The following is a 13,442-nucleotide window of genomic DNA, read 5'->3' as shown; positions in this document are numbered from 1 at the left end:
ACGTCATGGGTGTGCGTATGCGCGCCGTCAGTCAGCTTGCCTTCGGTGGTCCCGAGGAACTGCGTGTGACGGAGGTGGAGCGCCCGGAGCCGGTGGCCACCGAGGTGCTGGTGCGGGTCGAAGCAGCCGGCGTGAACCCGGTGGACGCGAAGTTGCGGGCGGGGGTGGTCCCTTGGGGAAAGCTGCCGTTCATCCCCGGCTGGGATGTCTCGGGGGTGGTCGAGGCGGTCACGCCCGGCGTCACCCGCTTCGCGCCGGGCGACGAGGTGTACGGACTGGTGCACTTCCCGTGGCGCGGCGGCGGCTACGCCGAGTACGTCACCGCCCCGCCCCGCCACCTGGCCCACAAGCCCGCCTCCCTCACACACGTCGAGGCTGCGGCACTGCCGATGGCGGCGCTGACCGCCTGGCAGGGATTGGTGGACACAGCGCGGGTGTCGAGCGGGCAGCGGGTGCTGGTTCTCGGAGCGGCCGGCGGCACGGGCCACCTGGCCGTACAGGTCGCCAAGGCGCTCGGGGCGTACGTCATCGGCACCGCGCGGGCGGAGAAACACGCGTTCGTGCGCGGCTTCGGCGCGGACGAGACCGTCGACTACACCACGACCGATGTCGGTGCGGCGGTACGGGACGTCGACGTGCTCTTCGACCTGGTCCCAGGTGACGACGCGACGCGGGCGGTGGAGGTGCTGCGGCCCGGCGGGATCCTGGTGAGCGCCACCCGTGCGGCGGCCGTGCCGGGCCTGGCCGAGCGGGGGGTGCGCTTCGCCGCCCTCGGCGTCGAGCCTGACTACGCCTCGTTGGAGAAGCTCAACGCGCTCATCGAGCAGGGGCGGCTACGGGTACACGTTCAACGCAGTATGCCGCTGACGGAGGTGGCCGAGGCGCACCGTCTGATCGAGAGCGGGCGAGTGAAGGGAAAGATCGTCCTCGTTCCCTAGGACGGGGTTCGGCGGGGCGGGCAGGGGACGCCATACGGGCTGTCGATCCATCACCGTGGGGGAGCCGATGGCCCGGCCATTTTCCGACGGGGCGGACCAAATGATCCACAGGAAACTGCTTCGTCGGAGCCGGTGGGTCGGCCGCCGGTGCTGCCGCAGCGCCGGCGGTCGATCCGTTGGTTCCCGGCCCCCGGGTCAGCCCGACTTCGGCGGCTTCTGCGCGTCGAAGGCGAAGAGAGTGTTCTTGGCCGCGGCCACGATCACCGCACGCCCCGAAAGCGTCACCCGCGGGCTTGCGCCCCCCTCGCCCGTCAACCCATCGGCCTGCGGATCTGTCGTCCACAAGGGTTTGCCGTCGTGCGGCGACAGCGCGACCACCCGTCCGGTGGCCGAGCTGAAATACAGTGCGTCAGCTCCCACGACAGGACCCGACGCGCCCTCCACGCCAGTCTGCCGCGACCACTTCTTCCGGCCGGTCGCGGGGTCGAGTGCCGTGACGAGACCGGTCCGCCCGCTCACGTAGACGGTGCTGCCCGCCATGCCGGGCGTCCCCGTGTACGTCTCGGCCAGGCGGGAGTACGTGACCTTCCGCGAGGCCGGGTCGACCCGTGCCACCTCGTTGTAGCGGTCCAGCTCCGTTCCCCCCATGTGTATGTGCAGGAGTACGAGCCTGCCGTTGGCGACGCCCATCGGCACGGCGGGGCCGTTGACCGCGATGGGCCTGCCCAGTGTCCCCGAGGCGCGGTCGACCGGGTACAGGGTGGGGTGGCGCACCGCCAAGGCATCCACCTCCGCATCCGTCGCGCACATCGCGACGAGCCGTGAGCCCACCGGGACGGGAGCGCACTCCTTGCCCGCAGGGAACGGCGATGTCCATGTGACCCGACCGCTGTGCGCGTTGCGGGCCTCGAAGCGGGAGTGGGAAGCGTCGACCGTCACGACGTCGGAGCCGACCACGATGGCGTCCTGAGTCCGACCCGTGACGGCCGTCGACTGGGCGCCGGACGGCACGGACCACAACTCCCGGCCGTTGTTCGCGTCGAGGGCCACCACCTCGCTGCGAGGGTCCTGCGGGGCGTCCTGGGCGGCGAAGCGGTAACCGAGCACCGTGTCGTCGGTGGCGCCCACCAGGTACATGCCATTGGTGGGGACGCCGGGGCTCTTCGCCGTCCACACCCGCGAGCCGTCCCTGGCCCTGATGCGGGCCGCGACAACACCGCCGCCCCCGCAGAACAGCGCGTCGCCGTGCGCGACGCAACGCAGCTCGTCGGGTATGTCCTCGCGACCGCCCGGCACGGTCCGGTGCCACGGCTTGAAGCCGTCCGGAAGTGCGGCGACCGGGGCCGCAAGGCTGTTGCCCTTGTCGCCGCCGCTGTTCCCCCCGAAGCCGCCCGTCGTCAGCGCCGCGACTGCGCCACCGATCGCTGCCACCGTGACCGCGACCGAAGCCGCGAGCACGGGACGCCATCGGCGACGCGTTCGGCGGCCGACGGAGGTGTCGACGCTCCCCGTACTGGCATCGGCCGGGGTGGTTGTCGGGGCGGTGGGCGCCGGGGTGGTTGTCGGGGTGGTCGGCGCCGGGGTGGTTGTCGGGGTGGTCGGCGCCGGGGTGGCCGGCGCCGCGAAGTGATGCTGGGTGATCATGTCGCGGGTGCGGCCCGCGCCGACCGCCCTCGCGTCGGTCTGGTCGAGGTCGGCTGGCAGGTCCCGTAGCAGCACGAGGAGTTCGTCCGCCGAGGGGCGCCGATCGGGCTCCTTGGCCAGGCATGACTCGACGACCGTGCGTAAGGTCACCGGCACGTCCTCCAGCGACGGCACCCCGTGCACCACCTGATACGCAACGATGTAGGGGCTCTCCGCGTCGAAGGGCCCGTGGCCCATCGCCGCGTACGCCAGCAGCGTCCCCAGCGAGAAGACATCGGACCGCGGTCCCACATCACGCGGCGCCAGCAACTGCTCCGGAGACATGAAGGGCGGCGTACCGATGACCCGCCCTGTCACCGTCAGCGTCTGCTGGTCCACGGCGCGCGAAATGCCGAAGTCGATGACGCGTGGGCCCTCGGACGAGAGCACGACGTTCGAGGGCTTCAGGTCACGGTGGACGACCCCCACCCGGTGGATGTCCCGCAGAGCCTCCGCCAGCCCGATGGCGAGCCTCCTCAGTTCCGCTCCGCTCAGCGGGCCCTTGGTGGCGATACGCCGGGAGAGCGTGTGCCCCTGGATATAGGTCGTCGCCATCCACGGCTGCTCGGCCTCGGGGGCAGCGTCGACCACGGCGGCGGTGAACGCGCCGCTCACCCGCCTCGCCGCCGCCACCTCCTGTCGGAAGCGGCTGCGGAACTCCTCGTCCGCCGCGAACTGCGGGTGGATCAGTTTGATCGCGACAGGTCGCCCTGAACTCGTACGGGCCAGAAAGACGGTGCCCATGCCACCCGAGCCGAGCCGGGCCTCCAGTGGATAACCACCGATCTCGGCTGGATCACCTTCGCGCAGCGACACTCTTCCCGACCTCTCGTCCCCCGTGTACCTCTGCCACCACGGGCCTTCGTACCAGTCCCGCATACAAACTAGCTGTTCCAGCGCTGGTGCCTGACATCCCTCCCGCTCTGTCAGTTCGTGCGGCATCTCGGCGAGGTAGCTGTCCAGGCGGGAGAGCCGGGCGGGTGCGTGGGCTGGGTTTCGCGGCGGCGCCGTTGCTCGGGCGCCATCCGATGCCCGGAGCGGCTCTTCCGTCGTAGCGCGACACCGGCTGGCCCAGTTCGCCGCGTCCCCGCCTCCCTTGAGGCAGACGATGCGGCATCAAGCAGGCGGAACACACAAATTGGCCGGTCGTAGTGCCGAACCGACGGACGGACGACGGATCAGCCGTGTGGACGGTTTTGCTCATGACAGCTGTGCGGCTAGGGTGCCTCAAATGTTCCGCGCGGCCATCCCCCTCGAACGTACTATGGACCCGGCGCCCGTGCGGCGGCAGGATCCCGCCCCACGCATCGATCCCGAGTCCGGCGGGAGAGATCCGTTCTTCGACAACGCGAAGTACCTGGCGGTCGTCCTCGTCGCCATGGGGCACACGTGGGAGCCGCTCACCCACGGTGGCCGGGTGGCGATGGCGCTGTACATGACCGTCTACACCTTCCACATACCGGCGTTCGTCCTCATCTCCGGCTATTTCTCGCGCGGATTCGACCTCAGCCCGGCCAAGCTCAAGCGGCTCATCACCAGCGTCGCCGTGCCGTACGTGGTGTTCGAGGTTCTCTACGCCTACTTCCAGCGCTGGGTGCACGACACCCCGAACGAGCCGATCAGCCTCACCAGCCCGTACTACCTGGACTGGTTCCTGGCGGCTCTCTTCATCTGGCGGTTGACCACCCCTCTCTGGAAGCTCGTGCGTTGGCCCGTCCCACTGGCGCTGGTGATCGCCGTGCTCGCGGCGGCCTCACCTCAGATCGGCAACGACTTCGCCATGCGGCGGGTACTGCAGTTCCTGCCGTTCTTCGTCATCGGACTGCACCTGAAGCCGGCCCACTTCGACCTGCTGCGGCAGCGCGCGATCCGCGTCGCGGCGGCGCCGGTGATGCTGGCCGCCGTCGTCTTCGCGTACTGGGCGGCGCCGCGCATGAACACCGCATGGTTCCGGCAGAACGACGCCGTACAGGACCTGGGCATGCCGGCGTGGGTCTCCCCGGTCATGGAACTCGCGCTGTTCGGCTGCGCCTTGGTGCTCACCGTGTGCTTCCTGGCCCTGGTGCCACGGCGGCAGACGTGGTTCACGAAGCTGGGCGCGGGCACGCTGTACGGCTATCTGCTGCACGGTTTCGCGATCAAGATGGCACGCTGGTCCGGTTGGTACGACACTCTTCCCTGGGTGCGCACACCGGTCGGCGAGGTCGTGGTGACGTTGCTGGCCGTCACGCTGATCACGCTGCTGTGCACGCGGCCGGTACGGCGGGTGTTCCGATACGTGATGGAGCCGAAGATGTCCTGGGCGTTCCAGCGCGATGCGGCCGCGCCCGCGCGGACGCGGGCGGGCACGGCTGACGCCGTTTCCGCACGCTCCCCAAGCGGCCAGACACGTAAGTCCGACGTCGAACTCGCGGACCAACAGGCCGGACGCCCCGTCAGGTGATCCGACCTTGGCATACCTGGCGTGCCTGGCGCACTGGGTGGCCACCAAGCCGCGCGGGGGCCTGAGCGTCGACCGGACGGAGCGGGACGCGCTGCGGCAGGTGGTCGTCGAGCGCCCGGACGTGCCGGTCAACTACGAGGCCGTGGAACAGCCGCCGGCCGTCGGAAGTGCCCGAACCCAGGGGGGCCGTTCACGGTCGACGGCGATTATCCGCACTGACAGGTCCTGGACCAGGACTGCGGCGTGCCGTCGTCCGCCGCCAGACGGGTGAGCCACTCGCGCAGCAGGCGCTGCTCTCGGCGTCGCTCAGGACGTCGGGGCAGCGCGAAGGCGACGAGCCCGGTGTCGCAACCCTGCGTTCCGGCCGCGTGTGTGGCCATGGGGCATGGGGTAATGCCCTGGCATCAACACCATGCTGTGGGTGAGCAGTTGGGAGGGGTGTTGCATGGACCCTGCCTCCGTCATCGCGAGCATCGCTATGCGCCTGGCGGGCCAGCTCATCGGAGCGCGGCTGAAGGTCCTGGTGTTCGGGCCGCCGGAGCGCGCGGCGCTGCGTAAGATCACGGCCAGGGTGCTCCGTTGTGTGCTGGAGTCCCATCTCACCGCTGGAGCCAGTGGCGACCGGGCCGCCGACATCGACCGTGCCCAGCACGTGGACACCGCGCTGGGGCGGCTGTTCACCGCCCCGGAGGTGTCGGATCTGATCGTGGGCGCTGCGCTCGAAAACAGGGCGGATCCGGTGGACGGCATCGTCGATCTCGCCCTGGGGATGGGCCTCGATGCGCGCAGCCTCGGAGTCGATCTTCCATCGTTTCTCGGCGACTTCGTGGGGCAGCTGGGGAAGGCTATCCGGGACGACGCCCGGCGGCCCAGCAGCCCGCTTTTCAACCGGGTTGTGGTCAGTGCCCTGGAGGGGGAACGGGCGGGCGGCACGGCCGTCGAGCAGGTCCAGGGGCTCGCGCCCCCGCCGCCCCAGCTCTTCGTCGGCCGGGAGGCCGACCAGGAGGCCCTGCGGCAGCGCCTGATCCCGATGCCGGACGACGCGAGCGCGCCCCGCCTCCAAGTGGTGACGGCCGTGCACGGGCTGCCCGGCGTCGGCAAGACATCCATGGCGGCCACACTGGCCCATGACACGGAGATCGGCCGGGCCTTTCCGCACGGCGTGTTGTGGACCTCGCTCGAGTCCAAGGACAGGGGCAGGGACAAGATCAGGACCTCGCTGGGTCAGTGGGTGCGGGTGCTGGACGAGGAACCGGACCCGGCGTGGCCGCCCCAGTTCCTGACAGCCCGGCTCTCGGCGATCCTGCGCGACCGGCGCATGCTGCTGATCGTCGACGACGTGGTGGAGCCCGGGGAGGCGTCCCCCTTCATGGTGGGCGGGGTGCACTGCGCTCATGTGGTGACCACCCGGCAGCCGGCCAATGCCCGGGCCCTGGCTACCGCGCACCACCAGGTTTACCCCCTCAAGGTGCTGTCCCCCCAGGCGTCGTTCGAGCTGGTCGCGAGGCTGGCCAAGGACGTGGCGCGGCGGCATCCGCAAGAGCTGCGCGTCTTGGTAGACCGCCTCGACGGGCTGCCCCTGGTGCTCCGGGTCGCGGCGAACATGCTCCAGGCCAAGCTGGACGCCGGACAGTCCGCCGAGGCGCTGATCGCGACGCTGGACCAGGACGAGCGGCTGTGGTCGCAGTCCCCGCCCCCGGCGCTCGCCGGCCTGGTGAACGAGACCAGCCCCACCATTGCCGCGGTCTTCTACCGCAGCGTCACCGTCCTCGACCACGTGACCAAGCTGCGCTTCGCCTACCTCGGCGCGTTCGGGTCCGCTGCCGCGCCCATCACCCTCGACCACGCACAGCGCGTGTGGGATGCCATCCCCGGCACGACCCAGACGACGCAACCGCCACCCGCGGCCACCGTGTACGAGCTCGTCGAACGCGGGCTCCTGGAGACGGTGGGCCCGCAGACGTACAAGATGCACTCGGTTCTCGCGCGGTACGCCACCTGGCTGCTGGAGACCTTGTGACCGCCGTCGACCACCTGTATGCGAGCCGGATGGCGCAGGCGACCGTCGCCGTGGAGGACTTCGTGCGGCTGACAAGGCCACTGGCTGAGAGACGGTCTGCCGAGCTGGATCTGGGCCGCCTGGACGGCGTGGTCCTACCGCGGCTGCTCGCCGCATACGACTGGCTCACCGCACGCGCCGACAAGGATGAACGTGCGGCCAGGCTCTGCATCACGCTGGCGCACGGAGAGCCGCTGGTGGTGTGGACGCAACGGCAGAGCGCCGAGCGACGGCTGGACCTGCTGACGGCGGCCCGCAAGAGCGCCTACCGGTTCGGCTACGCCGACATGATCCCCGTGCTGGACGGCGCCCTCGCCGATGCTCACCTCGATCGTGAGGACTACGTACGGGCGGTAAGTCACTACGAGGTCTCGCTGACCGCGAGCGAGAGGGACTCCCGCGCCCGCGCACAGAACTTCGCCGGACTCGGTCTGGCCTACGCAATGATCGGCCACGAGAGCGATGCCCGCCCTTTGCTGGCGCGCGCCTTGGACCTGTGCCGGGAGGCCGCCGACGAACCGGGGCAGATAGCAACGCTCCTGTATCTCTGCCGGGCCCATCTGCATTGGGGCGAGGACGAAGCGGCCGTGGCCGGCCTGGAGAGCTGCACCGCGACCGCTTCGCTGGGCGTACCGAACGGGCCGGGGATCCTGGCCGCCCTCCGGGCCCTGTGCCGCGTCGGCCAGGGCGGCCAGGCCATGGACATCGCCCACGCAAGGGTCGACGCCAACCAGATCCGTGGGTATGACCGGGAGGCGGCCCAGCGTCTGCTCCAACGCGCCGCAGTCCACTACGAGTTGGGGGATGCCCGCGCCGCCCGGGCCGACCTGGACGAGGCACGGAGGCTCGCGGAGTCCACGGGAGCCTCCGCTGTACTGCACGACGTGCTGGCCCTGCTCGGGCTCGTGCTCAGCTCGCTGGAAGAGCACAAGGTGGCACTGCGGGTCCTCGGCACACGCCTCCAGATGGCCGCAGCGTGGGGGGCACGGCGGCGCTGGCAGGCACTGACCGACCTCGCGCAAGCGGCCCGGGCGGCTGGCGATGACGCGCTGTGCATCGAGTACCACCAACAGGCGCTTAGCCTGGCCGAGTCCGACCAGCACCAGGTGATCACGCTCGGCGAGCAGCGCTTCGAATCCCACCCCATGCTGGCAGGCGCCGGCCCCGTCGGCCTGTCCTACCAGCTGAGGGACGATTACGCTCTGCGGCAGTCCAAGGCGGCGCTCGCCGAACTCGCCGTGCGTGCGCGCGAGGGCGAGGAGCGGGACGCGGCATGGGCAGAGCTCGACGCGGCGGTGGACTCGGCCCTGGAGGGCGGGTTCTTCGGCGGGTCCCGCAGCGGCCGCCAGCACGAGCAGCTGCTGAACCTGGCCGGTCTGGCGGCCTTCGACCTCGGCGCCTACGACCGGGCCCTGGCCTACCAGGGGCGGCGTGCCGACTCCCTGCGGGAGCGACAGGACCGCAAGAGACTCGCCCACGCGCTGGGGGAGTGCGCCGACGCGCGCCGGATGAAGGGCGAGCCGGCACCTGCCTTGAAACTCTACGAGGAGGTCGCCGCACTGGACCGGGAGATCGGCGATCACACCGACGAGGTTCACGCAACCGCCAACATGGCTGGATGCGCGGGCGCACTCGGCGACCGGGACAGGGCATTGCATCTGCTGCGCCGCGCTGCGGACCTCGCCGCCTGTCATGACTACAGAGCAGGCAGGCTCAAGTGCCTCGTCGACTTCCGCGCGCTGGCTCGACCGGATGCGCCGCTGGACGAGATGAGGGAGATCTTCAGTGCCCTGGCCTCGGCCGAAGCCCTGGCAGTCGAGCTTGAGGACCCCGAGGCACAGCGACACGCAGCGGCGTGGCTCGCCCAGATTCCTGCCGAGTTGGCGTCGGTGGCACGCGGAGAGAGCCTGTACCACAACGACAAGGGTGCGCTCGCCGGGGAGGAGCGGTGGCCCGAGGCACTGGAGATGTTGCGACAGGCCGTGCACTGGTCGGCGCTCTGCCCCGACGACCCGTTCCCCCGCGCCGTGGCCCTTGGCAACCGCGGCCGGGTCGCACTCGACCACGACGCGGTGGTGGCTGCCGTGTCCTTCGCAGATGCGGCCGCGCACGCCGCACTGCACGAAGACCGGGACCTCCAGGTCGAGGCGCTGCGCTGGCTGGGGGTGGTGCTCGGCAGGGACATCGGGGACCTCCGGGCGGCCATCGCCGTCCTGCGCCGCCTGCGGGACCGTCATCCACCCGTGGACACCAACGGCCTCCGGGCCCTGGTGGAACTCTGCGGCTTCGAACTCCAAGCCGGGACCGTGGCCGACTCGATCCTGGCGGCCCGGCTCGACGAGGCACTGGACGCCGCCCGCGCCGCCGACCGCCCTCTTGAAGAGGCCATCGTCCTCTCGTACCAGGGCAAGCTGGAGGAACGGCGCGGACGGCACGACGCAGCGGCTGCCGCATTCGCACGCGCTGTCCACCTGGGCGAGCGACATCAGCTGACGGACCTCGCGCACTTCCGGGAGGAGCTTGCCCGTACGGCGCGCCTGGCGAGTTGGTCCTGAAGAGCATCCGCGGTCAACGCCGGTATCGCCTCCGGCGCCGCGATCGGCGGCTGGGTGGTGGCGGAGTACGGCCTCGATCGCGTACCGCTGGCCGCCGCGGTGGTCGCCGTCATCGCGCTTCCCGCGACATGGGCCACCCGCCGGCTGAAGGTGCCCCTCGCGGCAGTGGGCCGCAGCGAGATCGCAGCGACCCGCCTCCCGTCGCAGACCGGGCTCTGACCCTTGAGGAACGCGCGGATCCGCTCCATACGCATCCTTGACGACGAACTGTTGTGCGCATCGGAACCGCGGGTGGCGTCTTGGCAATCTTGACGGTGTGACGCGTCGATACGTTCCGCCGCCACTCTTTCAACAAGCCGTCAGGGGGCTCAGGCGGCTTGTACTGGACCACGGTCGGCTGCCCGAAACAGGGCGGCCCCGCGTTCTACACATCCGAGACGCTGCTCGCCTCAAAGGGCTTCACCAAGCCGGACCCAGCTGCCCAACAGTGCCCGCTGCGGGGAGCCCTTGTGTAGGCGGGCGGCCTGGCTGTCGGTCCTCTCCGGGATCGTGTGCCGGATGCCGTGCCTGCGCAGGCGGTCGTGGCCCGGCCCCGGTAAGGGCCGCCCAGGGCAACCCGCGCGTGGCGTGCCCCGGGCCCGGCCGCGGCGGGCCGGCGCCTCGGGCTCAGGGCGCGGTGGCCTCCCAGGCTGCCTCGATCATCCGGAAGACCTCGTCCGCCGTGGCCCCGGGATCGTCCGCCTGGCAGGCCAGCGCGTAGGCGTCGATGACGAACCGCGCGGTTGCCCGGCAGGCCGTCGCGCTCCGGGACAGGTGGGGATCGGCGGCCAAGGCCGCTGCCAGTGCCTGCGCGTGACGCAGGCTCATCGACTCCTCGTACTTCTGCAGGGCGGGTGATCCCTCGATCATGCGTCGGACGGGGGCGCTGCCCTCCGCCGTGCAGTGCCGCACCAGGGCCTGGACCTCGCGGTGCAGTGCCGCGATGAGCGGCTCGTGCGGGGGACGGTCGGTGACCGCCCGCGTGAGGCGCTGCTCGAAGTCCTGGTCGCGCTCGAACACCAGGGCCTCTTTCGAGGCGAAGTGGGAGAAAACCGTGGTGACGGCCACGTCGGACGCGGCCGCCACGTCGCGGATGCCCACGGCGTCGTACCCGCGCTCCAGGAAGAGTCGCAGCGCGGTGTCGGCGATCTTCTGACGGGTCGCGGCCTTCTTGCGTTCGCGACGTCCGGGCGGCTCGGTCATGCCCTGACACTACCAGGTACGAATTCCTAACCGTTGTGAAAGGCTAACGGTTAGGGTTACTTTGACGTCATGAGGAAAATTTGCTTCGCCGAGTTCGGCGGTCCCGAGGTCCTGCAACTGGTGGAAGCCGAGGAGCCCCACGCGGGCCCCGGTCGGATACGCATCGCCGTGCGAGCGGCGGGTGTCAACCCCGTCGACTGGAGGATTCGGGAGGGCCAAGTCCTGGCAGCCCATCCGGTCGAGCTGCCCGCCGGGGTCGGACTGGACGCCGCCGGGGTGGTGGACGAGGTCGGCGAGGGCGTCGTCGGGGTCGAGGTCGGCGACCGCGTGTTCGGCGAAGGCGCCGACACGTACGCCGAATTCGCCGTGTTGTCGGCCTGGGCCCGCATGCCCGTGGGACTGACCTTCGAAGAGGCGGCCGGGTACCCGTCGGTGGTGGAGGCCGCGCTGCGTATCATCCGCGAGGTCGGCGTGCGGCCCGGGCAGACGCTGCTGGTCAGCGGCGCGTCCGGCGGCGTCGGGTCGGCGGTGCTGCAGATCGCCCGCGAGCGCGGCATCACGGTGATCGGCACGGCCGGGGCCGCGAACCAGGACTACCTGCGCGGCCTGGGCGCCCTCGCCACGACCTACGGCGAGGGCTGGGTCGAACGGGTGCGAAGCCTGGGCCGGGTCGACGCGGCTCTCGACCTGGCCGGCTCGGGCGTGATCCGCGAACTCGTCGAGCTGACCGGGGACTCGCGCAAGGTCGTCTCCATCGCCGACCTCGGTGCGCCGCAGCTGGGCGTGCGGTTCTCCGGCGTGGCCGGGAGCGTGCCGGACGCGCTCGCCCAGGCCGTAGACCTCATCGCCCGGGGCAGGCTCCACATCCCGGTCGAGAAGTCGTACCCGCTCACCGAGGCAGCGGCGGCGCACGCCGACAGCCGCGCCGGCCACACCCGGGGGCGCCGGGTCCTGGTCATCTGAGCCGCCGTCCTCCCGGCGTCCCCGCGCCGAAAGTGAACGGCCGGACGGTGGTGGCCGGCGGTGACGACGAAGCGGTGAACAGGTGGGACCTCACCACACATGAGCCGATCGGATCGCCTATGACCAGCTACACCGACACCATCGCGACATTGGGCACCGCGCATGTCGCAGGCCGCACGATCGCCGTGACCGGCAGCAATGACGGCACCACCCGCGTGTGGGACCTGGCCAGTGGCCGGCAGATCGGCGCCCCGTTCACCGGCCACCATCTCCAGATGGTCACCGAGATCGCAGGAACCCCGGTCGCCGTCACCCAGAGCTCTGACGATATCCGCGTGTGGGATCTGACTCTCGCCACCCGCTAGCCTCGACGCTCCCGTTCCCCCTTCTTTCTGTGGCCGTCGGGCTCCCTGGCGGCAACTTCTGCTTCGTTTCGTGGCGGCATGGGCAGGGACGGTGTTCCGAGGCGGTGAAGGCCGGCGTAACAGCCGCCCGGAGTGCGGGACATCCTGGACGGTCTGCGTCGCCCATCCCGTCTCGGCAACGTACTGCTCTCCCCGCTGCCGCAACCGGGCCTGGCACAAACGGCGCACTGGGCAGCGCGAGGCGTGAGACCGCGCATCCGGCGGGCATAGGGCCGCTCCACACGCCGGGCCCGCACCCCCTTTCCGGCGGCCGGAGGCTGTCGGATGGGGCGAAGTGACTGGCCGCCAGGGGGCGTTGGCAGCACCGGTAGGATGCCGCACCCGGGCCCATGGGGGGTGTCCGGATGCCCGAGATGATCGGCAGTGTGACCCGGGAGCGCTACGGCGAGTTGGTCAAGCTGGGGCGGGACTGGGGCGCCACGATGAGCGGCGCCCAGTGGCGGATCGGCGTGCAGCTCTGGAGATTGAGCCGATGCGCTCGTATGGGGGTGCGAATCCTTCCGGGAAGGATGTCCAGGCCCAGTTCGGCCGCGAGGAGGCGGCCCCTCAGCTGCAGCGCAGGGAACACAGTGCCCAGTTCATGGACCTGGTCGCGGCCTGCGCGCAGTTCGTCACCACGGTCGGCAGGATCGTGCCGAACCTGAAAGGTGAGCACTACGACGACACCGAACGCGACACCATCGGACGGGGCCTGGCACGGGTACGCTCCGCGGCCGACTGGATCGAGAACGCCGTCACCCGCGATGGGGCGGGGAGTCCCCGCTCACGTCCACGCCGAAGCAATCCTTGCCGCCCTGCAGGAGGCCCGCCCCGCCGGCTTGAGCATCACCCAGCTGATGGCCGCCACTGAACGCACCCGCGCGCAGATCCACACCGGGCTCGCGCACCTGCGCCAAGTCGCGGCCGCACGGGGTCTTCCACCGGTGACCTGGGACAGGAAGTGGGGATACCGGACAGGCCGTACGGCAAGCGCGGCACCCTGATGTCCAGCAGGGCGAGAATCGAGCATGCCGTGGTCGACAAGGCGGGCCGGGAACCCGCCGCCGCACAGAAGACGCGGCCGGATTCGCAGAAGGGCTGATCGCCCCGAGCCATCCGTCGACCCGCCGCGCGCCGCTGGAACGTCATCCGGCA

10 protein-coding genes are annotated in these 13,442 nt (G+C 70.7%); 8 read left to right on the top strand and 2 right to left on the bottom strand.

The window, feature by feature from the left end:
- The first annotated feature begins 17 nt into the window (after nt 1-17).
- Entirely contained in the window at nt 18-938 is a 921-nt protein-coding gene (locus tag ACFWZH_RS16395) for an NADP-dependent oxidoreductase (protein ID WP_384430782.1), read from the top strand.
- A gap of 195 nt (nt 939-1,133) precedes the next feature.
- Here the strand turns inward: ACFWZH_RS16395 and ACFWZH_RS16390 are convergent, their stop codons facing one another.
- Complete coding sequence (locus ACFWZH_RS16390) at nt 1,134-3,437, bottom strand: PQQ-binding-like beta-propeller repeat protein (protein WP_384430779.1); 2,304 nt, start codon at nt 3,435-3,437, stop codon at nt 1,134-1,136.
- A gap of 415 nt (nt 3,438-3,852) precedes the next feature.
- Between ACFWZH_RS16390 and ACFWZH_RS16385 the strand changes: the two genes are divergently transcribed.
- The 4 genes from ACFWZH_RS16385 (at nt 3,853) to ACFWZH_RS16370 (ending at nt 9,897) form a co-directional block, all read left to right on the top strand.
- A complete protein-coding gene (locus ACFWZH_RS16385) occupies nt 3,853-5,064 on the top strand; it encodes an acyltransferase family protein (RefSeq protein ID WP_384430512.1) in 1,212 nt (403 codons plus the stop codon).
- 445 nt (nt 5,065-5,509) lie between these two features.
- On the top strand, nt 5,510-7,084 hold the full coding sequence (locus ACFWZH_RS16380; protein ID WP_384430511.1) for an NB-ARC domain-containing protein: 1,575 nt from the start codon (nt 5,510-5,512) through the stop codon (nt 7,082-7,084).
- Nucleotides 7,081-9,678: a hypothetical protein gene (locus tag ACFWZH_RS16375; protein ID WP_384430508.1), complete on the top strand. Its 2,598-nt coding sequence runs from the start codon at nt 7,081-7,083 to the stop codon at nt 9,676-9,678. Before ACFWZH_RS16380 ends, ACFWZH_RS16375 begins: the two co-directional genes overlap by 4 nt.
- A 54-nt stretch (nt 9,679-9,732) precedes the next feature.
- A complete protein-coding gene (locus ACFWZH_RS16370) occupies nt 9,733-9,897 on the top strand; it encodes a hypothetical protein (RefSeq protein ID WP_384430506.1) in 165 nt (54 codons plus the stop codon).
- A 447-nt stretch (nt 9,898-10,344) separates the two neighbouring features.
- On the opposite strand, the gene ACFWZH_RS16365 is transcribed toward ACFWZH_RS16370, so the two are convergent.
- Nucleotides 10,345-10,920: a TetR/AcrR family transcriptional regulator gene (locus tag ACFWZH_RS16365; protein WP_384430503.1), complete on the bottom strand. Its 576-nt coding sequence runs from the start codon at nt 10,918-10,920 to the stop codon at nt 10,345-10,347.
- A gap of 69 nt (nt 10,921-10,989) precedes the next feature.
- On the opposite strand from ACFWZH_RS16365, the gene ACFWZH_RS16360 reads away from it, so the two are divergent.
- The 3 genes from ACFWZH_RS16360 (at nt 10,990) to ACFWZH_RS16350 (ending at nt 13,158) form a co-directional block, all read left to right on the top strand.
- Nucleotides 10,990-11,883 carry an NADP-dependent oxidoreductase gene (locus ACFWZH_RS16360; RefSeq protein ID WP_384430500.1) on the top strand — a complete coding sequence of 298 codons (894 nt, stop codon included), beginning with the start codon at nt 10,990-10,992 and terminating at the stop codon, nt 11,881-11,883.
- A gap of 119 nt (nt 11,884-12,002) precedes the next feature.
- Nucleotides 12,003-12,248 (top strand): hypothetical protein, encoded by a 246-nt coding sequence (locus tag ACFWZH_RS16355; protein WP_384430498.1) that lies wholly within the window; start codon nt 12,003-12,005, stop codon nt 12,246-12,248.
- 532 nt (nt 12,249-12,780) lie between these two features.
- Nucleotides 12,781-13,158 (top strand): DUF6192 family protein, encoded by a 378-nt coding sequence (locus tag ACFWZH_RS16350; protein WP_384430777.1) that lies wholly within the window; start codon nt 12,781-12,783, stop codon nt 13,156-13,158.
- Nucleotides 13,159-13,442: the final 284 nt, after the last annotated feature.

Origin of the sequence: Streptomyces sp. NPDC059008 (assembly GCF_042749045.1) — a bacterium.
Lineage (GTDB): Bacteria > Actinomycetota > Actinomycetes > Streptomycetales > Streptomycetaceae > Streptomyces.
The sequence above is the reverse complement of the archived record's forward strand: the minus strand, read 5'-3'. Positions and strand labels throughout refer to the sequence as shown.

What these genes read in the sequence shown, in the direction of transcription:
- ACFWZH_RS16385 (WP_384430512.1), top strand. Translation starts at nt 3,853, where the DNA reads ATGTTCCGCGCGGCCATCCCCCTCGAACGTACTATGGACCCGGCGCCC.
- ACFWZH_RS16360 (WP_384430500.1), top strand. Translation starts at nt 10,990, where the DNA reads ATGAGGAAAATTTGCTTCGCCGAGTTCGGCGGTCCCGAGGTCCTGCAA.
- ACFWZH_RS16395 (WP_384430782.1), top strand. Translation starts at nt 18, where the DNA reads ATGCGCGCCGTCAGTCAGCTTGCCTTCGGTGGTCCCGAGGAACTGCGT.
- ACFWZH_RS16350 (WP_384430777.1), top strand. Translation starts at nt 12,781, where the DNA reads ATGCGCTCGTATGGGGGTGCGAATCCTTCCGGGAAGGATGTCCAGGCC.
- ACFWZH_RS16355 (WP_384430498.1), top strand. Translation starts at nt 12,003, where the DNA reads ATGACCAGCTACACCGACACCATCGCGACATTGGGCACCGCGCATGTC.
- ACFWZH_RS16380 (WP_384430511.1), top strand. Translation starts at nt 5,510, where the DNA reads ATGGACCCTGCCTCCGTCATCGCGAGCATCGCTATGCGCCTGGCGGGC.
- ACFWZH_RS16365 (WP_384430503.1), bottom strand. Translation starts at nt 10,920, where the DNA reads ATGACCGAGCCGCCCGGACGTCGCGAACGCAAGAAGGCCGCGACCCGT.